The organism is Pseudomonas sp. O230, assembly GCF_045447035.1.
In the GTDB taxonomy this organism is placed as follows: domain Bacteria; phylum Pseudomonadota; class Gammaproteobacteria; order Pseudomonadales; family Pseudomonadaceae; genus Aquipseudomonas.
In genome coordinates, this window is the sequence record NZ_JBJGXN010000004.1 from 55,408 (window position 1) to 77,230 (window position 21,823).

Below are 21,823 nucleotides of genomic sequence, written 5' to 3' on the forward strand. Positions count from 1 at the left end.
ATTAATCTATCCGAGGGTGTTGTCCTATAGACATAAGGTACGTTAGTCCACAAACGCTTGATTCGGCCGTGCGGGATGCGTACCTTTGCCCGCTTTTCCTTAATCAGTCCCCCCTGGAGAGCGCCATGTCCGCTGATCTCGAGCATATCCGTCAAATCATGCGAGAGGCTGACTGCCTGTACACCGAAGCTGAAGTCGAGGCGGCCATCGCCCGCGTCGGTGCACACATCAACGAACAACTGGCTGACACTAACCCGGTGGTGTTCTGTGTGATGAACGGCGGCCTGATTTTCGCCGGCAAGCTGCTCACCCATCTGCAATTCCCGCTGGAAGCGTCCTACCTGCACGCCACCCGTTATCGCAACGAAACCAGCGGCGGCGACCTGTTCTGGAAAGCCAAGCCTGAAGTGTCGTTTATCGACCGTGACGTGCTGATCATCGACGACATCCTCGACGAAGGTCACACCCTGGGCGCGATCATCGACTTCTGCAAACACGCCGGCGCGCGCAAAGTGCACACCGCCGTGCTGATCGACAAGGACCACGACCGCAAGGCTCGCCCGGACCTCAAAGCTGATTTCGTAGGCCTGCCGTGCATCGACCGCTACATCTTCGGTTACGGCATGGACTACAAAGGCTACTGGCGCAACGCCAACGGGATTTTTGCCGTTAAAGGAATGTAAGCATATGGCCGCGCCGAGCTTTCTTGATCAAGCCCTGTTCACTGAATTGGCCGAGAAGTCTGCGGCCAACCCGCGTGGACGCCAGCACCACAACTTTCATCAGATGGAAGACGCTTGCCATCGCATGGCGGTGGGGTTGCAGCCGTCCACGTATATCCCGCCTCATCGGCATCTGGGGGGCAACAAGGCTGAAACCTTGCTGGTCCTCAAAGGGCGGCTAGGGGTGTTGATCTTCGACGAGTCCGGCGTGGTGGTGAGCAAGCAAGTCCTGCAGGCCGGTGGCGACTGTGTCGGTGTCGACCTGCCAACCGGTGTGTTTCATGGTTTGGTGGTGCTGGAAGCCGACAGCCTGATGTTCGAGTGCAAGGCCGGCCCTTATCGCCCCGTCGGTGAAGGAGAGCTTGCTCACTGGGCGCCGCGCGAAGGCGAGCCTGGTGTGGCTGAATATCAGACGTGGATGCGCGCGCAGTTCGCCTGAAGCGCGCTCAATTTTCCCCGGCCAGCCAGCGTTCGCTTTTGCGACGTGCCTGTTCCAGGTTGTTCACGTAGGCCAGCTGACGCTGCTCCCGATGGATACCCGCGCGTCTGAGCTTCAGGCGCACTCGTGGGGTGGTCGCTACCAGAATCAGGCCTATGCCGTCCGTGCGGTAATCCCGGAGGATATTGTCGAAAGCCGCCAGTGCCGTCATGTCCAGCATGGGCACGGCGCTCATCTCGACGATCACCACTTTGACCTCCGGACTGAATTTGCGCAGCACCCCCAAGGCTTTTTCGGCCGCGCCGAAGAACAGCGGCCCGCGTATCGCATAGCAACGAACATGCGCCGGCATGTCCTGCAAGGCTTGATGGTAGGCGCGTGGCAGTTCGGCGGTGTCCGTCAGATCGCTCATGCGCTTGATAAATAACCCGGCGGCCAGCAACAGACCGACGCCGACGGCCATCACCATGTCGAACAACACCGTCAGGCTCAGGCAGGTCAACAAGACCAGCACATCGCTGCGCGGCGCGATGCGCAAGGTATGTATCACGTGCCGGGCTTCGCTCATGTTCCACGCCACCATGACCAGCAATGCGGCCAGCGCAGCCATCGGCAGGTAGCTGAAAAGCGGCGCGAGAACCAGTATCGCCATCAGCACCACCGCGCTGTGAATGATGGCCGCCAATGGCGAAAAGGCTCCGCTGCGCACATTGGTGGCACTACGGGCAATGGCCGCCGTGGCGGTAATGCCGCCGAACAGCGGTGCGATCAGATTGCCCAGGCCTTGGCCCAGCAGTTCTGCGTTGGGGTCGTGTTTGCTGCCGGTCATGCCATCCGCCACCACTGCACACAACAAGGATTCGATGGCGCCGAGCATGGCAATGGCGAACGCCGGCGCCATTAATTGACGGATCAAGTCGTAGGACAGGTGCAGCGGCTGGCCGTCGGGACCGGGTAGATTCCACGGCCAATCGAAGCTCGGCAGGAACGGCGGAATGCCAGGATGGCTGACGCCCTCGACCAGATAGCTGAAACGCTCACCCAGTGTCGCCACCGCCAACCCGCCGTGCTCCAGCGCCAATCCCAGGAGGGCACCGATGGTCAGCGCCACCAAATGCCCCGGAATCCTGGGCACCCACCGTGGCCAGACAATCAGAATGGCCAGGCAGGCGATGCCGATAATCCCGTCCCCCAGCCGAGCGCTGGGCAACGCGAGAATCAGTACGCCCAGTTGTTCGATGTAGTGTTGTGCCTGGCCTGCGGTGTCCAGGCCCAGCAAATCCTTCAATTGCAGGGTGGCAATGACAATGCCGATCCCGGCGGTAAAGCCCAGGGTGACCGGGTACGGAATGTACTGAATCAACCGCCCGGCCCGAATCAGCCCCAGGGCAATGAGGATGACCCCGGCAAGCATGGTGCAAAGCAGCAGGCCGCCCAGGCCATATTGTTGGGTGATGGGCAGCAGGATGACCACGAACGCGGCGGTCGGCCCACTGACATTGAAACGCGAACCGCCAGTCAGGGCGATCAGGGGCGCGGCGATCAGTACCGTATACAACCCTTGCTGGGGCGGTACACCTACGGCAATCGCCAGGGCCATGGCCAACGGGATGGCGATAATCCCTACCGTCACTCCGGCACTGATGTCGCCGCGTAAGCGTCTGAAGGTGTAGCCGGCATGCCAGGTCTGACGCCAAGCGGCGAACAACGGGGGAACGGAGAACGACATGAGCACTCCACGGTAGACGGTGCGCCGTTGATCGACGGCTGAAAGCTCTTCCAGTATGGCCAGCCTGGTACTGCGAAGTATTGACCCATATCGCTAATTCGCGCGGTTGATCCTCATGCTAGAGTGCTCGGCTTCGCCCTGGGAGCCCGTCATGAGCCTTTTGATCCGCAGCTGCGCCGCCCTCTTGCTGACCCTCAGCCTGCCGTTGGCCGCCGCACCGGCGCCGATGCATGCGCAGTTCCTGCCACCGGACGACCTGACCCTGCGTGACGCCGAACCCGAGCAGCAACAATTGCTGCAGGTCACCGAGTATTCGGTGGTGGTCGGCAGTCAGCGTCAGTCCACCCAACAACCGATTCCGGTGACGTCACCGCTGCTGATCCGCCTCAAGGGCAAATCCTTGAACAAGGGCGCGACCATCAATCAGGTGCTGGTCAACTTCGATGGCGAAAGCAAAAGCCTGAAAAAGCCGATCTACGACGAAAAAGGCAAAACCCTGACGCTGTTTTATCCGATGGCGCAGTACCGCGTAGTCATCGATTTGCTGCGCAACGACACGGTGTATTGCCAGTTCCTCAGTTACGCCAACGGTCATGTCTGGGCCGATCTGCACACCGGGGCGGTTCGTCCGCGTTGAGCCCGGCGGCCAGTGAGGGGTAAACTGCCCGCCCCGTGAAATGTCTGCGAGCTGGAGTCGGCAATGCGTAAAGATAAGAAACAAGTGATTGGTGACGAGATCGGCGACGAGCAGATCAAGTTGTTTCTCGATTTCGAACCGGTCGACGCCACTTCGCCGTCCCTGCACAAACTGATCAAGGCCTACCGTGGCCTGCGCATCGATGATTTCGAGCGTTTTCTGACGTTCTTCGTCGAAGCCGGTTTTGATCTGGACGGCAAGGATGAGCACGGCAATGACTTTGTCGCGGTGATCAAGGATCAACGCAATGCGCCGGATTACATCGAGCTGATCGAAAAGGCGCGCGGTTAAGGCCCTTTCATTCGGCGAAAAAACGCCCCGCTTTTGTAGGCGCCAGCAAGCCGGCGCCTACACAATCTGATTCGTCGTGAAACAGGCATAAAAAAACGCCCCGCTCTCAAAGAGAACGGGGCGTTTTTTATGCGCGATGATCAAGCGAAGCTTGGGGTCTCGCTGCTTTCTTCAACCAGTTCCAGTGCGATGTTGTTCTGCGTGTTGATCTTGCGATACAGCGCAGCATCGGTTTCCAGAACCTTTTCCCGGGCCGGGAAGATTTCTGCCAGTTTGGCTGCCCACTCGCCGGATGCTTTGGTCGGGAAGCATTTTTCGATCAGCTCCAGCATGATCGAAACGGTCACCGACGCGCCTGGCGAAGCGCCGAGCAGGGCGGCAAGGGAACCGTCCTTGGCCGCGACCAGTTCGGTACCGAACTGCAAAACGCCGCCCTTTTTCGGGTCCTTCTTGATGATCTGCACCCGTTGGCCGGCCACTTCCAGACGCCAGTCTTCGGCTTTCGCTTCAGGGTAGAAGCGACGCAAGGAATCCAGACGTTGCTCCATCGACTGCATCACTTCACTGACCAGGTACTTGGTCAGGTCCATGTTGTTTTTCGCCACGGCCAGCATCGGGCCGATGTTGCCGGCGCGAACCGACATCGGCAGGTCCATGAAGGAACCGTGCTTGAGGAACTTGGTGGTGAAACCGGCGTAAGGTCCGAACAGCAGGGACTTCTTGCCATCGACCACGCGGGTGTCCAGGTGCGGCACCGACATCGGTGGCGAACCCACCGCAGCCTGGCTATACACCTTGGCCTGGTGATGCTTGACCACTTCCGGGTTGTCGCAACGCAGCCACTGGCCGCTGATCGGGAAGCCACCGAAGCCTTTGCTTTCTTCGATGCCCGAGGCCTGCAGCAACGGCAATGCCGCGCCGCCCGCGCCGAGGAACACGAACTTGGCGTCGACTTCACGGGAGTTGCCGCTGTTGACGTCCTTGATGCTGACGGTCCAGCCGCTGCCGTTACGCTTGAGGCCAGTCACGCGCTTGCAGTACTTGACCTGGGCATCGGGTGCGCTGGTCAGGTGCTTGAGCAGTTGGTTGGTCAGCGCGCCGAAGTTGACGTCGGTGCCGTTCATCACGCGGGTCGCGGCGATGACTTCGTCAGCCGGACGACCAGGCATCATCAATGGCATCCAGTCGGCCATTTTTGCCTTGTCTTCGGTGTATTCCATGTCCGAAAAGGCATGGTGCCTGCTCAGCACGTTGAAGCGCTCCTTGAGGAAGGACACGCCGCCATCGCCCTGGACGAAGCTCAGGTGTGGCACCGGGCTGATGAAGGTCTTGCACGAGCCGAAGGTGCCTTTTTTGGTCAGGTAGGACCAGAACTGCTTCGACACTTCAAACTGAGTGTTGATGTGCACGGCTTTCTTGATGTCGACGGTGCCGTCGGCGGCCTGCGGCGTGTAATTGAGCTCACACAGCCCGGCGTGACCGGTACCGGCGTTGTTCCACGGGTTCGAACTCTCCGCGGCACCGGAATCCATCAGCTCGACGACTTCCAGCTTGATCGCGGGGTCGAGCTCTTTGAGCAGTACTGCGAGGGTGGCACTCATGATGCCGGCCCCAACCAGTACTACGTCGACTGCTTCGTTATGCGCCATTTAACGCGTCTCCAAAATCTGCAGCACCAAATTGTCGGCATGGCTGCCAGGTGTTCCGGGGCGTGTCAGTGTTGCCCCTGGTACCCATGGCAGTGTCGCCATGTCCGAATCTTCGCAATTTATCGCAACTTCGACGGACGCTACCGGCCGGGTCAATGAGGTCTATGAACTCATTTCAACGCGCGACTGGCAATTCGACTTATGGTCGAGACATCCGTTTGTGCAACCAAATCCGTAGCGGACAGGCTTCAGGCTCCGGTGTTCGAGGAATACTCGGTCCTGTGTCGTTGGGCTGTTTCAGACGCTAATGGTGCATGTTCAGACGCAAAACTATTCATTTGCTCGCCACACTCTTGTGAAGTTGTGAAAACCCGTTTTTTTCACGCTCTTTTGAAGACGTGAACCTCAAAAAAGGGCTGTCCCAGCCTGGCACTGTGCCCGGATGGATGGCCGCCATGGGATACATGACAGGCAAAACGGGCAAACAGCTCAGTGACCGAGCGTAATGACAGCTCTGCAGATTCGCGAAAAGTGGGGGTTTTGCTCAAGGAACAGCAAGCGCGCCAGCTTCACTCGATCTGTGTGGGCGGCTCTCTGTGGGCGGTGCGGGGTGCCAATACCGAAGCATTGACGATTGCTGCGAGGCCCGATCAGGAGACGTCCTTATAATCGGGGGGAGATTGTATCTAAGAAACGCAGGGAAATGGACGTGTTTAATGACTTTTATTAGGCGTCTGGTCAGGTCGCCAGCAGTTGTTGAGCGCGAGCACGGGGTTGGCGCTGGTTGACACGGGCACTGGCGGGCAGCGGATGGTGCAGCCAGTTGAGGCGGATTTCTTCGATTTCGACCCAGCCATCGCCCATCGGCTGGAGGCTGCACTGCTTGAACGCCTGGCAGTGGCCGTTGCGGTCGAGCAGGGCGAAGCTGCGGTGCAGCGGGCGTGGCGCAAACATCGAAATGAGATAACGCATGGCGAAGTACCTTGTGGGGTGGCTGCGGTGAAGTGTCCCGCAGTGCCGTGACGCGAAAGTGTATGGGGGGTGACAGATGCGTGACAGGAACCGGCTTCTCAGGGGGTTGTCAGACATTTCAGTATTCACTGCGAGGTGCTAGTTAGCGACGATGGCGCACCGCTATACTGCCGGCCTGTTTGTGCCTGATTCTGGAGAGAAGAGCATGTTGCAACGCCTGTTGTTCGGTTTGATCACTGTGACCAGTTTGACGCTGGTCGGCTGCGCCCACAGCCCGCAACAACTGACCCCGGAACCGAAGCTGACGACTCAGCTGGCCCCGGTCGGCCATGGCCAGCAAGTCGTGGTTCGAGTGGTCGACGGTCGTCCGTCGCCAACCCTGGGCACCCGTGGTGGCTTGTACCCTGAGACCAGCGCAATCACCGTGCAGGGCGCGCAGATTCTGCCCAAGCTGCAGGCTCAGGCCGAAGCCGCCGTGCGTTTGCTGGGTTTCACCCCGGTGTCCAATGGCATGAATGCGCCGCAACTGACCGTGACCCTGGCCGAACTGAAGTATCAGTCGCCCAAAGAAGGCATGTACGTGACTGAAGCGACGATTGGCGCGACCTTCCGCTCCGATGTGCAGAACGCCAACCGTCGTTACAGCGGTCGTTACGGTGCGTCGCTGGATCAGCGTTTCGGCATGGCGCCGAATCAGGAAACCAACACCAAGCTGGTCAGCGATGTGTTGAGCGATGCGTTGACGCGTCTGTTCAAGGACCCGACCGTGGGTCAGATTCTCGGCGAGTAACTTTTCGCTGAAATCAAAAAGCCCGGCGCCAGTGATGGCTCCGGGCTTTTTTGCAGGTGCAGTCCGCGCAGCGGGGGGAGAGGCGCGGTGTCAGGCGGCTTGCGAATAAAACTCCAGCACACTCACCCCCGTCAGCAAATCCGCCTCCGGCAGATCCGCATGTTGGTGCCCGCCGAGCGCGCAATACACCAGCCAATGGCGATCCTGGACGTTGAAGGCAAGGCTGCCGACCAAAGCTTGTTGTTCGTCGCTTTGGGCAATGAGATAGAGGCGATCCTGATTTTCGGCGTGCAGCATGACGGTTTCCATGTCGGTTTCGGTGGGGCGGGAGATTGGCGCATTCAGATGACGAAGCCATGACGCAGGACAGGAATCTGCCAAATGGTTCGTTACTTGTCTTAAAGCCAAGCGCGGGGCAGAGTGCTTTCGGTAGAATCCGCGCCGCGGTCGTCGATCTGGCGTCCGCCACACCTGTTTTGTCCGAGGTTCGTGATGTCGCTGCATTTGATGACGCTGTTTACCGCCCATCCCGCCAAATTGATCAACCTGCTCGCCTTGCTGCTGGCCTTCCCGGGCAGCTGGCTGCTGCACGCTACGCGTCGTCGTGAACAGCGCGCGTTGGCCAACCTTGAAGCGCAGAGCCAGAGTCGTCGCATCGATGAGCCGATGGTGCTGCTGGATGGGGCGACCTTGCGCATGAACCGGTTTTTCTATCGCTTCGGTTTTGCTTGCCTGGGGTTGGCGCTGCTGGTGTCGTGGATCAGCACGCGGGTCTGACACCTTCAGCGTGGAAACAAAAACGGCGCCCGAAGGCGCCGTTGTCGTAGCTGGTAAAAAATCCTACAGCGGCAATCCCGCTTTCACACGGTACTGATTGCGTACCGGCGTGGCGTATTGCAGTACCAAAAATGGACGATGTTCTTCCGGGCAGGCATCCAGACGCTGCTGCCATTGTTCCTGAGCCTTGGCCAGTTCGTCGGCGGCAAACACTGCAGCGGCGCTCGGCACCTGCAACTGCGGGTCGGCGTCCTTCCACTGCGCATAAGCCAGGTAGTGCACCGGAAACAAGCGGTAGCCGCCGAGGATTTGCTTGTCCATTTCGATCGCCAATTGCTTGGTGTCTTCGAACAGCTCGGTGATCGGCGCGGCGAAGTTCACGTGGACCCGGCCCTTGTAACCGGTGATGCCCTTGGCGATGCTGACGTCGTCCTCGCCCGGCACTTTGCTGTAGCTGCCGGTGGTGGCGCGGATATAGAGCTCGCGGGCCTTGGCCTGGTCGCACGGGTCGTATTCATAGCTGATCGACACCGGGGTGACGTTCAGCGAGCGGATGACTTCGCCGAACGGCTCGTCCTTGCGGCTCATGTGGAACATCTTGAGGATCGCCGACTCGGTACGGTCGTCGCCATCCTTGGCCCGGCCTTCGGCCTGGGCGATCCAGATCGAGGCGCAATCGTTGCGGATCGAATGATTGATGTAGGCCGACAGCAATTGGTAAGCCGCCATCTTCTCGCGGCGACCGGTGATCGAGCGGTGCACGATGAAGCTCTTGTTCAGGCGCATCAAATCGCTGACGAAAGGCTTTTGCAGCAGGTTGTCGCCAATCGCGATGCGCGGCGTCGGCAGGCCAGCGTGGTACACGGCATAGTTGACGAAGGCCGGGTCCATCACGATGTCACGGTGGTTGGCGATGAACAGGTAGGCGCTGCCGGACTTGAATTGCTCGACGCCGGTGTACGTGACACCGTCCGTGGCACGCTCGATGGTGTGGTCGACGTAATACTCGACTTTGTCCTGCAGCGTGGCCACCGAATCGATGCCGGCGAACTCACGGCGCAGCCGATGAGCTATAAGAGGTTTGAGCATCCAGCCGAAGGCACCGGCAAAACGCGGGAAGCGGAAGTGGGTGAGGATATCTAGAAACGCCTTGTCGCCGAGCAACCGTGCCAGCACCGCTGGTACCTCGCTGTCGTCGTAAGGTCGGATGGCATCGAATTCGCCCATCATGCTCTCTTGTTAGAAACGGCTAGGGTAAGTAAAGGTTTTGATCGAAAACCAACGGGGCACGGTCTGAAAAGTCAGCCAGACAAAAATAGCCCTGCAAATAGACCGGCGATTATACGCACAAGTCACCTGGGAGACCGCGATGCTGGAATCTGTAGAGTATGAATGCCCGTATTGTGGTGAAGCGGTCGAGACTTCGGTGGATCTTTCTGGTGGAGATCAGACCTATATTGAAGACTGTCAGGTGTGTTGTCGGCCGATTAAGTTTGTGTTGCAGGTTCATGGAGAGGAATGGCATCTCGAAGTGTTCAGCGAGAACGAGTGAGGGGCATCCATGCAGCGAATCTACGAACCGGAAAACCTGATGGAAGGCGAGTTGCTGCAAAGCATGCTGGCCAGCGAGGGCGTCGAGGCGCATCTGGTCGGCCGCGATTTGCTCGGCGGCACCGGCGAATTGCCGGTCTTCGGCCTACTGGGCTTGTCGGTGGATAACGACCAGGCCGAATACGCCCGTGAGCTGATCACCGCGTACAATGCCGCGCTGCCGCTACCCGGCGATGAACCGGAAAGCTTTCCCGGCACGCTGGTCTGTTAGGCTGACGTTCGTTTTATCAAGAGTCGTGTTGCCCCATGTGTGGACGTTATGCCCTGTTTCGCTGGAATCCCGCCTTCGCGGCCCTGCCAGGCTTCCCTGCCGATCAGCAGGCCCAGTGGAATATCTCTCCCAATGATTCGGTGTTGATGCTGCGTGCCGGCGCCGCCGGCGAGCGTGAGTTGGCCCGCGCCCGTTGGGGGCTGACACCGCCGTGGCTCACGGATCTGTCGCGTACGCCGGCCCATGCCCGCGCCGAAACCGTGGCGGAGCAACCGATGTTTCGCCAGGCCCTGCGCGAGCGCCGCTGTCTGCTGCCGGCCAACGGTTTTTACGAATGGCGCGGCACCACCCGCAAGCGCCCGTACTGGCTGACGCCGGGGGAGCGCTCAACGCTGTTTTTCGCGGCGATCTGGGAGGCGTATCCGGTGCAGGAGCAGGTGTGGTTGAGCACCGCTGTGATCACGCAACCGGCAGCGAGTCAGCGTCGGCCGTTGATTCTGGATACGGCCGGGCAGGAGGCGTGGCTCGATCCCGAGACGCCGTTGCATGTGTTGCAAGGGTTGCTGGCCAGTGAACCCGCAGCGTTGCGCGAGCGGGTGTTGGCGAACATGGTCAATGATCCGAAGCTCAATGGGCCGGAGTGTCTGACCCCTGGCTGATGGGTTGTCTTTACTGGCCCCATCGCTGGCAAGCCAGCTCCCACAGAGATTTATGGCGTACACAAAACCTGTGGGAGCTGGCTTGCCAGCGATGGGGCCTCTGGATCAAACCTTGAACTGATTGATCAACCGCCGCTGCTGTTCCGCCAGTTTGGTCAGATCCGCACTCGCCGCGCTCGACTCATCCGCCCCGCCGGCCACTTCATTGGCCACTTGCCCGATGTTGATCACGTTACGGTTGATGTCATCCGCCACCGCACTCTGTTCCTCGGCCGCACTGGCAATCTGCGTGTTCATGTCATTGATCACCGACACCGCTTGAGTGATCGCATCCAGCGCTTCGGCCGCTTTCGCTGCATGTTGCACGCTTTCGTCGGTGCGGTTCTGACTGTCTTCCATCACCCGCACCACATCACGTGTGCCTTGTTGCAACTGCTGGATCATGGTCTGGATTTCTTCGGTGGCCTTCTGGGTTTTCTGCGCCAGATTGCGCACCTCATCGGCCACCACCGCAAAGCCACGGCCCTGCTCGCCGGCGCGGGCCGCTTCAATGGCGGCGTTCAACGCCAGCAGGTTGGTCTGCTCGGCGATGCCGCGAATGGCGGTGAGGATCGCGTTGATGTTCTCGCTGTCCTTGGCCAGGTTTTGCACCACACCGACAGCCTTGCCGATTTCCACGGCCAGCACGCCGATCGATTGCGATGTGTCCCGCACGATTTGTTTGCCCTGAGCCGCAGCCTGATCCGCATGGCTGGCCGCTTGCGCCGCCTGTGTCGCGTTGCGCGCCACGTCCTGGGCGGTGGCGGTCATTTCATGCACCGCCGTGGCGACCTGATCGATCTCGACCATTTGCTTCTGCACGCCAATATTGGTGCGGATGGCGATGTCTGCGGTGTGTTCCGACGAGTCGCTGACGCTCTGCACCGATGCCACCACTTGGGTAATCATTGCCTGCAACTTGGCGAGGAAGGTGTTGAAACCTTTGGCAATCGAGCCCAGTTCATCGGCGCGATCGCTGGTCAGGCGACGGGTCAGATCGCCTTCACCTTTGGCAATGTCGTCGAGCATGGCCACCATCTGCTTGAGCGGTCGGGCGATGCCGTGGCCCACCAGCCAGATCACCAGCAAGCCGATACCGGCAATCAGCAGACCGACCATGGCCATGCCGAAGGTGTCGGATTTGCGCTGGGTGTTCAGATCACCCTGAAGTTTTTGCAAGTCGGCCATCACTGCGTTCAACGGCAGTTGCAGCATCAGCGTCCAACGCGCATCGGTCTGGCCGATGCCGAACGGCAAGTACAACTCGATCCGGCTCTGAGCCTTGTCGACGGTGTAGGTGACTTCGCCGCGCTTGAGATTGGCCATGTTGGCGATCTGCTGGCTGTCGAGGATGTCGCTGACCTTCTCGCCGAATTTGCTCGGGTCCTTGGTGTAGGCAACGATCCGGCCGTTACCGCCGATCAGGGCCATTTCACCGGCGCCGCTGTACAACTTCTGATTCGCGCCGAGGAGCATTTCCTGAATGAAGTTCACCGAGAGGTCGGCACCGACAATGCCCTGGAACGCACCGTTGAGCATGATCGGTTCAATGAACGAGGCGAGCATGACGATTTTGTCGCCGACCTTGTAAGGCGCCGGATCGATCACGCAGGATTTTTTGGTTTCTTTCGAGCACAGGTAGTACTCGCTGGCGCGCACGCCGGTGGACAGGGTTTTCTGGTCGTCGACGTCCACCAGTTTGTCCAGCCCCAGGCTGCCGTCTTCGTTGCGGAACCACCACGGCAGGAAGCGCCCGTTGCTGGCGTCGATGCCAACCACTTTGGTGTCGACGTAGGCCGCATCGTTGTGGTCGAGGGCGTTTTTTTCCCAGCCGATGTAGGTGCCGAGGATTTTCGGGTTTTTGGCGACGTTTTCCTTGATCAGGCTGATCAATTGTTCGCGGCTCAGGTTCAGTTGCGGCTGACCATCGGCGCCTGGCGTGCCGATCAAGGCGTTGACCCGCACCAGCCCGCCGGCAATCAGCAGCGGCGCTTCGAGTTCACGCTGGATCTGGCTGACCTGGGTTTGCGCCAGGGACGTCAGGCGCTGTTCGATGACTTGCTCGAATTGCGCCTGGGTCCGCTCTTGAACCATGTCTTGCGTCCGTGCGCCGGAAAACAACGCGTACAGCACCAGGGCTGCCACGACACTTAATACGATGGCGCCAGCGAGGGCCGCCACGGAAAACTGGATCGACTTGAATTTCATGGGTGCTCCGCACGCAAGAGGACTTCTGCGGTGTTGTATCGGCAGGGGGTTGGAGGGCCATGAGTGAGACATGGCGAAATGGCTGTTTTGGAGTGGTAGATGTCGCAAATGAATCATTGCGGGCCGTTACGGGCCGTGACGTGGAGGGTTATGTGAATTTTTTCCTGCGGTGATAGGAGCTTTATCCGAAATTTGCGTCTGTATGTCTGTTGTATCTGGCGTCGATACAATTCCACGCCTAGGATACGCGGCATGTTTTCAGGGAGTCTTTTGATGAACAAGCGATTGGTTTTGTGTGCACTAGGCGCGGGTCTGCTGCTCGCCGGTTGTCAGTCGGTCAACACCACCAGCGGCGGCGCTGTGGGCGTCGAACGCAAGCAGTACATGTTCAGCATGTTGTCCACGGATGAAGTCAACCAGATGTACGCCCAGTCTTATCAAAAGACGGTTGGCGAGGCGACCAGCAAAGGTGTGCTGGACAAGACCAGTAACGATGCCAGGCGCATCCAGGCGATTGCCGATCGACTGATTGCCCAGGCGCCGATTTTTCGTCCGGATTCGGCCCAGTGGAAGTGGGAAGTCAACCTGATCAAGAGTGACGAGCTCAACGCCAACTGCGGGCCTGGCGGCAAGATTATTTTCTACACCGGGCTGATCGATAGCCTGAAGCTCACCGACGATGAAATCGCCGCGATCATGGGCCATGAAATCGCCCACGCCCTGCGCGAGCACGGTCGTGAAGCGATGTCCAAGGCGTACGGCATCGAAATGGCCAAACAGGGCGCTGGTGCCTTGTTTGGTCTGGGCCAGGACAGCCTGGCCCTGGCAGACACCGTGGCCAACTACGGCATGACGCTGCCCAACAGCCGCGCCAACGAAAACGAGGCTGACCTGATCGGCCTGGAACTGGCGGCCCGCGCGGGTTACAACCCGAATGCCGCGATCACCTTGTGGAACAAGATGAGCAAGGCTTCGGAAGGTTCACCGCCGGAGTTCATGAGTACTCACCCGGCGTCGTCCAGTCGGATTGCTTCGTTGCAGGCGGCGATTCCGAAGGTGATGCCGTTGTACGAGCAAGCCAAGAAGTCCTGATCGTTATGCGTTGATGATGCTGACGCCTTCGCGGGGCAAGCCCGCTCCCACAGGTTTTGTGCCTTACACAAGTTATGTGAACGACCGAAATCCTGTGGGAGCGGGCTTGCCCGCGAAGAACGATAACGCGGTCTAAGGATCTACCGCGTCAAACCCACCCACTGCTCTGCATCGCCTTATACACCGCGACAATCGCCAGGACGAAGAACGCCGACGCCGCCAGTCGACGAATCAGGGTCAATGGCAATTTGTCCGCCGCGAAGTTACCCGCCAAGACCACCGGCACGTTGGCAATCAACATGCCCACGGTGGTGCCGATAATCACCAGCCACAGCTCAGGGTATTGCGCGGCCAGCATCACGGTTGCGATCTGAGTCTTGTCGCCGATTTCCGCGAGGAAGAACGCGATCAAGGTCGTCAGGAACGGCCCGAACTTGCGGGCGGTGCTGGCTTCGTCGTCATCCATCTTGTCCGGCACGAGGGTCCACAATGCCGTTGCAGTGAAGCTCGCGGCGAGGATCCAGTGCAACACCGCATCCGAGAAGAAACTGCCGACCCAGGCACCTACCGCACCGGCGGCTGCATGGTTGGCCAGAGTGGCGGCGACGATGCCGGCGATGATTGGCCACGGTTTGCGAAAGCGGGCAGCAAGGATGAGCGCGAGCAGTTGCGTCTTGTCGCCGATTTCGGCCAAGGCAACGATTGCGGTGGGAACGAGAAGTGAATCAAGCATCAGGGTTTTCCTAAGGGGCGGGTCGACACGGCTATGACACGTACAGCCTTCCCGCCCCGGGTAAGGTGTTCGTGTCATAGGTCTTGTCAAACCCTGGCTATCCGTCTGATGCGGACGCTTGGGTCGCATACGCCATGGTCTGAGGACCAAGTATGTTGACGTATGCCGGACGAGCATGGCGCTCGTGGGAGACTACTCCCCTAGGACGGAGCGGATTCTGCCTAGGCAAATCCGATTGGGCAAGCACAAATTTCTAACCGCGTTTGGCCCGGTAGATTCGGAAACCCTGACCCTCGGCCTTGATCGCGCACACGCCGAGGTGCTCTTCGATCAGCGGTTGGTACTTTAGGAAGCTGTTCGCAACCAAGCGAAGTTCGCCGCCGTTTTTCAGATGTTTCGCTGCTTTTCGCAGCAAGTTCTCCGTGGCGAAGTAATCGGTGTGCACGCCGACATGGAACGGCGGGTTGCTCAGAATCGCACTCAAACCCATCGGCGCCGCATCGATACCGTCACCGGTAATCACCTCGGCTTCCAGACCATTGGCCGCCAGTGTCAGGCGACTGCTGGCCGCGGCAAAAGCATCCACGTCGAGCAGCGTGACCTGATTGTGCGGATAACGACGCTTGACCGCCGCCCCCAAAACACCGGCGCCGCAGCCGAAGTCCAGCAAATGACCGCTGGGCAATTTGTCCAGGTGCTCCAGCAACAACGCGCTGCCGCGATCCAGCCGACCGTGGCTGAACACGCCCGGTAAACTGATGACTTTCAGCGGGCCTTCGGCCAATGGCAATTCATAGGTCTGGGCCAGGCTTTCCAGGGATTTGGCTTCTGGCGCATTGGCCACGGTGACCAGCCAGAGCTGGCAGTGACGCGCGCTGTCGAGCTTGCGCGGTTTGCCAAACGGGTTCAGTTGCTTGGCCGCGCCTTCGATGCCGCTGCGTTTTTCGCCGACCAGATACAGCTCACGCCCGGCCAGGCGCGAGGCGAGGGCGTTGAGGATGTAATCGGTGAGGTCTTTGGATTTGGGCAGAAACACCACGGCTGTGTCGAATTCGCGCTCGGGCGCCGTCACGCCGAAATGGCTGCGCTCGGCGAAGCGTGCGTCCAGCGCGGCCTGGTCGCCGGCGTGCCAGCACCAGCCATGGGCGTCGGGCAGGCGCCCGAGCAGATCGTCGGCGGGCAAACCGGCCAGCAGCACCGAACCCTGGAATAACTCGGCCTGACGAAGCAGTACTTCACTGCGCGGATCCATACTCTGCTCCTGTAAAAAAAGTGCCGCAGTTTATCAACTGACGACCCGCAGCGCCTTACCGCTGAAGTATCCCTGCGCGTTTTCGGTCAATTGCCCCACGATCCGCTGCCGCGCTTCACGACTGCCCCAAGCGTTATGCGGCGTCACGATCAAACGTGGAATGTCGGCGGCGAGTAACGGGTTGCCGGCGCTCGGCGGTTCGACGCTCAATACGTCCGTGGCTGCACCGCCGAGGTGGCCGTTGCGCAAGGCATCGGCCAGCGCCTGTTCATCAATCAAGCCGCCACGGGCGGTGTTGACCACGAAAGCACCAGGTTTCATCGAAGCCAGTTCGCGAGCACCGATGAAGTGGCGAGTGTGTTCGTTGAGCGGGCAGTGCAAGGTCAGCGCATCGATTTGCGGCAGCAGTTCATCCAGTGGCAAACGGTCCGGTCGGGCCGGGCGCCCCGGAATCTGCCCAAGCAGCACGCGCATGCCGAAGGCTTCGGCCAGTCGCGCGACCGCGCCACCCAGTTCACCGTGACCGAGCAAACCGAGGGTTTTGCCTTCCAGTTCGACGATCGGGTAGTCCAGCAGGCAGAACTGTTTCGCTTGTTGCCAGCGACCTTCACCGACGGCTTTCTGATAATCGGCGAGGCGCGTTGCCAGGTTCAGCAGCAGCATGATCGTGTGCTGCGCCACCGATGGCGTGCCGTAACCCTGGCAGTTGCAGACCGTCACGCCATGAGCGCGGGCGGCGGTGAGATCGACGTTATTGGTGCCGGTGGCGGTGATCAGGATCAGCTTCAACTCGGGGCTGGCGGCGATGGCGGCGGCGTCGATCAGGATTTTATTGCTGATGGCGACGGTGGCGCCCTTGAGACGTTCGATCACCTGATCCGGCGTGGTCTGCGCAAACAGTTGCAAATCATCGAAGCAGGCGCGCAATGGACTGAGGTCGAGATCGCCGAGGTCCAGCGATGGATGGTCGAGGAAAACGGCGCGGCGAGAGTTCGTCATCAACTGTACCTTTTGTGCATTGAACTGAAGGCGTAATGTGCCGAGCCTACCAGATGAAACAAACAGTTACGCTTGGCCAAGAGGAGCCCCCATGTACTGGACAGAGTTTTTCACCGTCGCCCTGATTCACCTGCTGGCCGTCGCCAGCCCCGGCCCGGATTTCGCCGTGGTGGTGCGTGAGAGCGTGACCCATGGTCGTCGCGCCGGTACCTGGACGGCGCTGGGCGTCGGTACGGCGATTTTCCTGCACGTCGGCTATTCGTTGCTGGGTATCGGGTTGATCGTGTCCCAGTCGATTGTGCTGTTTAACGCCTTGAAATGGGCCGCCGCTGCTTATCTGTTGTACATCGGCTTCAAGGCCCTGCGCGCGCAACCGGCGAAACCGCTGGCCGATGATCTGCATAAAGAAGCGGGTGAACGCACCGCTCGCGGCGCCTTCACCTCGGGTTTCGTGACCAACGGTCTGAACCCGAAAGCCACGCTGTTCTTCCTGTCGTTGTTCACCGTGGTGATCAATCCGCATACGCCGCTGGCGGTGCAGGCGGGTTACGGGGTTTACCTCGCGGCCGCGACCGCGGTGTGGTTTTGCCTGGTGGCGATGCTGTTCAGCCAGCAGCGTGTACGCGCCAGTTTCGCCCGCATGGGCCACTGGTTCGACCGGACCATGGGCGCCGTGCTGATCGCCATCGGCGTAAAACTCGCGTTTACCGAAATGCATTGATCTTGTAGGAGCTGGCTGGCTGGCGACGGCATCGCTGCGGTCTGTCAATTAGACCTTGGCGCTCCTGTCGCCAGCCAGCCGGCTCCTACAGGTCTGGATTGAGGTTGAGTGCTGGCGCAACGCTAGCATTTGCTGAATGTTGCAAATCATTCCTTCGGCTGATTTGGTTGTCATGGAAGGGCACTAGAGTGCTTTCTTTCAGTCACGACCGTGCAGTCAGAAAAGGGATTCTTATGTTGCAGACTCGCGTTATCCCCCCAGCCGAAGGCGCTTACCAGTATCCGCTGCTGATCAAACGGCTGCTGATGTCCGGCGCGCGCTATGAGAAAACCCGCGAGATCATTTACCGCGACCAGTTGCGCTACAGCTATCCGACCCTGATCGAACGGGTCGCACGGCTGGCCAACGTGCTGACGGCGGCCGGCGTCAAGGCCGGCGACACCGTGGCAGTGATGGACTGGGACAGCCATCGATATCTGGAATGCATGTTTGCCATCCCGATGATCGGCGCGGTGATTCACACCATCAACGTGCGCCTGTCGCCAGAACAGATCCTCTACACCATGAATCACGCCGAAGACCGCTTCGTGCTGGTCAACAGCGAATTCGTCGGGCTGTACAACGCGATTGCCGGGCACCTGACCACGGTCGAGAAAACCCTGCTGCTGACCGACCTGCCGGAAAAAACCGCCGACCTGCCGAACCTCGTCGGTGAATACGAGCAGTTGCTGGCGGCCGCGAGCACGCAGTACGACTTCCAGGACTTCGACGAAAATTCGGTTGCGACCACCTTCTACACCACCGGCACCACCGGCAATCCCAAAGGCGTGTATTTCACCCATCGGCAACTGGTGCTGCACACCATGGGCGTGTCGACCATCATGGGCGCCATCGACAGCGTGCGACTGTTGGGCACCAACGACGTGTACATGCCGATCACCCCGATGTTCCATGTGCACGCCTGGGGCTTGCCGTATGTGGCGACCATGCTCGGGCTCAAGCAGGTGTATCCCGGCCGCTACGACCCGGAATACCTGGTGGAGTTGTGGCGCAAGGAAAAGGTCACTTTCTCGCATTGCGTACCAACCATCCTGCAGATGGTCCTCAACGCCAAGGCTGCGCAAGACACCGACTTCGGTGGCTGGAAAATCGTGATCGGCGGCAGTGCATTGAATCGTGCGTTGTACGAAGCCGCCAAAGCCAAGGGTATTCAACTGACTGCCGCGTACGGCATGTCCGAAACCGGCCCGCTGGTGTCCTGCGCACACCTTAACGATGAGCTGATGGCGGGCACCGAAGACGAACGCACCACGTACCGGATCAAGGCCGGCGTACCGGGGCCCTTGGTGGAAGCGGCCATCGTCGACACCGACGGCAACTTCCTGCCCGCCGATGGCGAGACCCAGGGCGAACTGGTGCTGCGTGCGCCGTGGCTTACCGAAGGCTATTTCAATGAGCCGCAAAAGGGCGCCGAGCTCTGGGCCGGGGGCTGGCTGCACACCGGTGACGTGGCGACGCTGGACAGCATGGGCGTGATCGACATTCGCGACCGGATCAAGGACGTGATCAAGACCGGTGGCGAGTGGATTTCCTCCCTGGACCTGGAAGACCTGATCAGTCGCCATGTAGCGGTACGCGAAGTAGCAGTGGTGGGCATTGCCGATCCGCAGTGGGGCGAGCGCCCGTTTGCCTTGCTGGTGATCCGTGAAGGCCATGTAATCGGGGCCAGGGAACTCAAGGAACACCTCAAGCCGTTTGTGGAACTGGGGCACCTGAGCAAGTGGGCCATCCCGAGCCAGATCGCGCTTGTTACTGAAATTCCCAAGACCAGTGTCGGCAAGCTCGACAAGAAGCGGATTCGCCTCGACATCACTGAATGGCAAGCCAACAACAGCACCTTCCTCTCGACGCTTTAAGCGCCTTCCGGCGTGCCCGAAATGGCACGCCAGCCCCACCAAGCAAGCGCTTGGCTTGTGAAATCCGAATTTTCAGCCATCCTTCCCGTGCCGACAGGTGTCGGCCTGGCGAAAGGACTGTTCCAGAGTGGCCGGCAGCTGCAAATCACACTTTAGAGGGATCAAGCAGTACTACCTGCTGGCTATAGTCCGCTCAAGGATTTTTAAGAACGGGGCACACGCACAAAACGGGGCGATGCAACTTTGGAGTGAATTCGGAATGCCTTGGCTTCCGGTCAACCACAGCGTTTTTAAAAGTACTCACTGCCATAACAATAATGCACATGGAGTAGCGTCGATGACATCAGTAAACCAGTTCTGGCGCCGGGCTAAACTGCCCCTGGCTGTCAGTCTTGCCTCTTCGCTCGCCGGGCCCGCATTCGGCGTCAGTTTCAACGTTGGTGAAATCGAAGGTCAGTTCGACTCATCCCTGTCGATCGGTGCCAGTTGGTCTACCGAGAGTGCCAACAAGAACCTCATCGGCGCGAACAACGGCGGCCACGGTCTGTCCCAGACCTCCGATGACGGTCACTTGAACTTCAAGAGCGGGGAAACCTTCTCGAAGATCTTCAAGGGCATCCATGACCTTGAATTGAAATACGGCGACACCGGCATCTTCGTCCGGGGCAAATACTGGTATGACTTCGAACTTCAGGACGAATCCCGTCCGTTCAAGGACATCAGCAACGACAACCGCAAGGAAGGCGCCAAGTCCTCCGGCGGGCAGATCCTCGACGCCTTTGTCTACCACAACTACTCGATTGCCGATCAGCCGGGTTCCGTGCGTTTGGGCAAACAGGTGGTCAGTTGGGGTGAGAGTACGTTCATCGGCGGCGGCATCAACTCGATCAACCCGATCGACGTTTCCGCGTTCCGCCGTCCAGGTGCCGAGATCAAGGAAGGCCTGATCCCGGTCAACATGTTCTACGTGTCCCAGAGCCTGACCGAAAACCTGTCGACCGAAGCGTTCTATCAACTGGAATGGGACCAGACCGTAACCGACAACTGCGGCACGTTCTTCTCGCAACCGGACGTGATTTCGGACGGCTGCGACAACAACCTGGCCGTACTGCGGACCCGTAACGGGCTCAACAACTCATTGGCAGCCGCTCGTTTGCCAGCCGGGGCGCGTACCGCTGTCCTCAACACGCTGGCGGCCAGGGGCGTGAACTGGGGTAATCCGGATGAAGGCGCGATTGTTCGTCGTGGTCCGGATCGCGATGCGCGTGACAGCGGCCAGTTCGGCGTGTCCTTCAAGTACATGTTCGAGCCGCTGGATACCGAGTTCGGTGGCTATTTCATGAACTACCACAGCCGTGCGCCGATTTTCAGTGGCAAGGGCGCTCCAGCGAGTGCCTATAACGCGCAGGCACTGGGCGGCGCACTGGGCGGCGCACTGGTTGGCGCAGGCATTCCGCCCGCCAACGCGGGTGCCATCGTGGGTGGCCAGACGGGTCTCGCTGCACAGTTGTTGCCGTTGCAAGTGGCGGCTAACTCCAGTTACTTCGTCGAGTACCCGGAAGACATTCGTCTGTATGGCGTCAGCTTCTCCACCACGCTGCCTACCGGTACCGCGTGGAGCGGCGAATTCAGCTACCGTCCGAATGCACCCGTACAGCTCAACACCACCGATATCCTTTATTCCGGCCTGACCCCACTGGACTCGCGCGTCTCCGTGCTGCAAGGACAGCCAGGTGCGGATCAACATGGCTATCGCCGTAAGGAAATCAGCCAGCTGCAGACGACCTTCACCCACTTCTTCGACCAAGTGATGGGCGCCGAGCGACTGACCGTGGTGGGCGAGGTTGGCTGGACCCACGTCGGCGGCCTGGAAAGCACATCGAAAGCACGTTACGGTCGTGACCCGAGCTACGGCCCAGGCCCATTGCCAGGCGGTCAGTGCCAGGCATTGAACGCTTCGACCCTGGCGGGTGGAGCGCAAAACAACGTCAGCCGCTACTGTGAGAACGATGGCTTCACCACCACAGACTCCTGGGGTTATCGCGCTCGTGCCATCTGGGACTACAACAGCGTATTCGCCGGTGTAAACCTCAAGCCGAACATCGTCTGGTCTCATGACGTGAGTGGTTATTCGCCAGGCCCTGGCGGCAACTTCGAGGAAGGTCGCAAAGCGGTCAGCCTGGGTCTCGATGCCGAGTACCAGAACACCTACACCGCGTCCCTGGCCTACACCAACTTCTTTGACGGCAAGTACACCACCGTGGATGACCGCGACTTCGTTGCGCTCAGCTTCGGCGTGAACTTCTAAGCACTGTA

General features: G+C 59.7%; 22 protein-coding genes, 1 pseudogene and 1 riboswitch. Of the genes and pseudogenes, 13 read left to right on the forward strand and 10 right to left on the reverse strand.

The genetic code is table 11. The features are described 5' to 3' along the window. Nucleotides 1-125: 125 nt before the first annotated feature. Together ACI77H_RS09175 and ACI77H_RS09180 are read left to right on the forward strand one after the other, a co-directional pair. A complete protein-coding gene (locus ACI77H_RS09175) occupies nucleotides 126-683 on the forward strand; it encodes a hypoxanthine-guanine phosphoribosyltransferase (protein ID WP_109634772.1) in 558 nt (185 codons plus the stop codon). Nucleotides 684-687: 4 nt separating this feature from the next. Further along, nucleotides 688-1,161, forward strand: coding sequence for a WbuC family cupin fold metalloprotein (locus ACI77H_RS09180; protein WP_407011630.1), 474 nt, complete (start codon nucleotides 688-690; stop codon nucleotides 1,159-1,161). Nucleotides 1,162-1,168: 7 nt separating this feature from the next. Here the strand turns inward: ACI77H_RS09180 and dauA are convergent, their stop codons facing one another. Further along, the gene (dauA, locus tag ACI77H_RS09185) at nucleotides 1,169-2,890 is read right to left on the reverse strand and encodes a C4-dicarboxylic acid transporter DauA (RefSeq protein WP_407011632.1); all 1,722 of its coding nucleotides are present in this window, start codon (nucleotides 2,888-2,890) and stop codon (nucleotides 1,169-1,171) included. 151 nt (nucleotides 2,891-3,041) lie between these two features. Between dauA and ACI77H_RS09190 the strand changes: the two genes are divergently transcribed. Next, nucleotides 3,042-3,527, forward strand: coding sequence for a hypothetical protein (locus tag ACI77H_RS09190; protein ID WP_407011634.1), 486 nt, complete (start codon nucleotides 3,042-3,044; stop codon nucleotides 3,525-3,527). A gap of 63 nt (nucleotides 3,528-3,590) precedes the next feature. Beyond that, on the forward strand, nucleotides 3,591-3,878 hold the full coding sequence (locus ACI77H_RS09195; protein ID WP_392891246.1) for a PA4642 family protein: 288 nt from the start codon (nucleotides 3,591-3,593) through the stop codon (nucleotides 3,876-3,878). Between the two features lie 140 nt (nucleotides 3,879-4,018). Here ACI77H_RS09195 and mqo read toward each other — a convergent pair whose 3' ends face one another. Further along, nucleotides 4,019-5,527, reverse strand: a complete 1,509-nt coding sequence (gene mqo, locus ACI77H_RS09200) for a malate dehydrogenase (quinone) (RefSeq protein ID WP_407011635.1) — start codon at nucleotides 5,525-5,527, stop codon at nucleotides 4,019-4,021. A 738-nt stretch (nucleotides 5,528-6,265) separates the two neighbouring features. Continuing rightward, nucleotides 6,266-6,499 carry a hypothetical protein gene (locus ACI77H_RS09205; protein WP_407011636.1) on the reverse strand — a complete coding sequence of 78 codons (234 nt, stop codon included), beginning with the start codon at nucleotides 6,497-6,499 and terminating at the stop codon, nucleotides 6,266-6,268. A 205-nt stretch (nucleotides 6,500-6,704) separates the two neighbouring features. On the opposite strand from ACI77H_RS09205, the gene ACI77H_RS09210 reads away from it, so the two are divergent. Further along, complete coding sequence (locus tag ACI77H_RS09210) at nucleotides 6,705-7,289, forward strand: YajG family lipoprotein (protein WP_407011638.1); 585 nt, start codon at nucleotides 6,705-6,707, stop codon at nucleotides 7,287-7,289. A gap of 90 nt (nucleotides 7,290-7,379) precedes the next feature. Here ACI77H_RS09210 and ACI77H_RS09215 read toward each other — a convergent pair whose 3' ends face one another. Next, nucleotides 7,380-7,586 carry a hypothetical protein gene (locus ACI77H_RS09215; RefSeq protein ID WP_150633098.1) on the reverse strand — a complete coding sequence of 69 codons (207 nt, stop codon included), beginning with the start codon at nucleotides 7,584-7,586 and terminating at the stop codon, nucleotides 7,380-7,382. 195 nt (nucleotides 7,587-7,781) lie between these two features. Between ACI77H_RS09215 and ACI77H_RS09220 the strand changes: the two genes are divergently transcribed. Further along, nucleotides 7,782-8,066: a hypothetical protein gene (locus ACI77H_RS09220; RefSeq protein WP_407011639.1), complete on the forward strand. Its 285-nt coding sequence runs from the start codon at nucleotides 7,782-7,784 to the stop codon at nucleotides 8,064-8,066. 63 nt (nucleotides 8,067-8,129) lie between these two features. On the opposite strand, the gene ACI77H_RS09225 is transcribed toward ACI77H_RS09220, so the two are convergent. Beyond that, nucleotides 8,130-9,293: a 1-acyl-sn-glycerol-3-phosphate acyltransferase gene (locus ACI77H_RS09225; protein WP_407011641.1), complete on the reverse strand. Its 1,164-nt coding sequence runs from the start codon at nucleotides 9,291-9,293 to the stop codon at nucleotides 8,130-8,132. A gap of 142 nt (nucleotides 9,294-9,435) precedes the next feature. Here ACI77H_RS09225 and ACI77H_RS09230 point away from each other — a divergent pair, with 142 nt between their 5' ends. From ACI77H_RS09230 to ACI77H_RS09240, 3 genes are read left to right on the forward strand one after another with little or no spacing between them, the layout of a single operon-like run. Beyond that, entirely contained in the window at nucleotides 9,436-9,618 is a 183-nt protein-coding gene (locus ACI77H_RS09230) for a CPXCG motif-containing cysteine-rich protein (protein ID WP_407011643.1), read from the forward strand. A 9-nt stretch (nucleotides 9,619-9,627) separates the two neighbouring features. Next, nucleotides 9,628-9,888, forward strand: coding sequence for a putative signal transducing protein (locus ACI77H_RS09235; RefSeq protein ID WP_407011644.1), 261 nt, complete (start codon nucleotides 9,628-9,630; stop codon nucleotides 9,886-9,888). Nucleotides 9,889-9,923: 35 nt separating this feature from the next. After that, a complete protein-coding gene (locus ACI77H_RS09240; protein ID WP_407011646.1) occupies nucleotides 9,924-10,547 on the forward strand; it encodes an SOS response-associated peptidase in 624 nt (207 codons plus the stop codon). Nucleotides 10,548-10,652: 105 nt separating this feature from the next. On the opposite strand, the gene ACI77H_RS09245 is transcribed toward ACI77H_RS09240, so the two are convergent. Together ACI77H_RS09245 and ACI77H_RS09250 are read right to left on the reverse strand one after the other, a co-directional pair. Beyond that, entirely contained in the window at nucleotides 10,653-11,495 is an 843-nt protein-coding gene (locus ACI77H_RS09245; RefSeq protein WP_407011972.1) for a methyl-accepting chemotaxis protein, read from the reverse strand. Nucleotides 11,496-11,507: 12 nt separating this feature from the next. Next, nucleotides 11,508-12,911, reverse strand: a pseudogene (locus ACI77H_RS09250) (HAMP domain-containing protein); the annotation flags it as partial. A 156-nt stretch (nucleotides 12,912-13,067) separates the two neighbouring features. Between ACI77H_RS09250 and ACI77H_RS09255 the strand changes: the two are divergent. Continuing rightward, nucleotides 13,068-13,886: a M48 family metallopeptidase gene (locus ACI77H_RS09255; protein WP_407011648.1), complete on the forward strand. Its 819-nt coding sequence runs from the start codon at nucleotides 13,068-13,070 to the stop codon at nucleotides 13,884-13,886. Between the two features lie 148 nt (nucleotides 13,887-14,034). Here ACI77H_RS09255 and ACI77H_RS09260 read toward each other — a convergent pair whose 3' ends face one another. The 3 genes from ACI77H_RS09260 to ACI77H_RS09270 form a co-directional block, all read right to left on the reverse strand. After that, entirely contained in the window at nucleotides 14,035-14,619 is a 585-nt protein-coding gene (locus tag ACI77H_RS09260; protein ID WP_150633105.1) for a TMEM165/GDT1 family protein, read from the reverse strand. An 89-nt stretch (nucleotides 14,620-14,708) separates the two neighbouring features. Continuing rightward, a riboswitch (yybP-ykoY riboswitch) is annotated at nucleotides 14,709-14,832 on the reverse strand. Nucleotides 14,833-14,872: 40 nt separating this feature from the next. Further along, entirely contained in the window at nucleotides 14,873-15,871 is a 999-nt protein-coding gene (locus tag ACI77H_RS09265) for a methyltransferase (protein ID WP_407011649.1), read from the reverse strand. A gap of 33 nt (nucleotides 15,872-15,904) precedes the next feature. Further along, entirely contained in the window at nucleotides 15,905-16,870 is a 966-nt protein-coding gene (locus ACI77H_RS09270) for a 2-hydroxyacid dehydrogenase (protein ID WP_407011650.1), read from the reverse strand. Between the two features lie 91 nt (nucleotides 16,871-16,961). Here ACI77H_RS09270 and ACI77H_RS09275 point away from each other — a divergent pair, with 91 nt between their 5' ends. From ACI77H_RS09275 to ACI77H_RS09285, 3 genes are all read left to right on the forward strand, one after another. Next, nucleotides 16,962-17,591 carry a LysE family translocator gene (locus ACI77H_RS09275; RefSeq protein WP_407011651.1) on the forward strand — a complete coding sequence of 210 codons (630 nt, stop codon included), beginning with the start codon at nucleotides 16,962-16,964 and terminating at the stop codon, nucleotides 17,589-17,591. Between the two features lie 233 nt (nucleotides 17,592-17,824). Then, complete coding sequence (locus ACI77H_RS09280) at nucleotides 17,825-19,507, forward strand: fatty acid--CoA ligase (RefSeq protein ID WP_150639811.1); 1,683 nt, start codon at nucleotides 17,825-17,827, stop codon at nucleotides 19,505-19,507. A gap of 337 nt (nucleotides 19,508-19,844) precedes the next feature. After that, nucleotides 19,845-21,815, forward strand: coding sequence for a DUF1302 domain-containing protein (locus ACI77H_RS09285; protein WP_407011652.1), 1,971 nt, complete (start codon nucleotides 19,845-19,847; stop codon nucleotides 21,813-21,815). The last annotated feature ends 8 nt before the right edge of the window (nucleotides 21,816-21,823 follow it).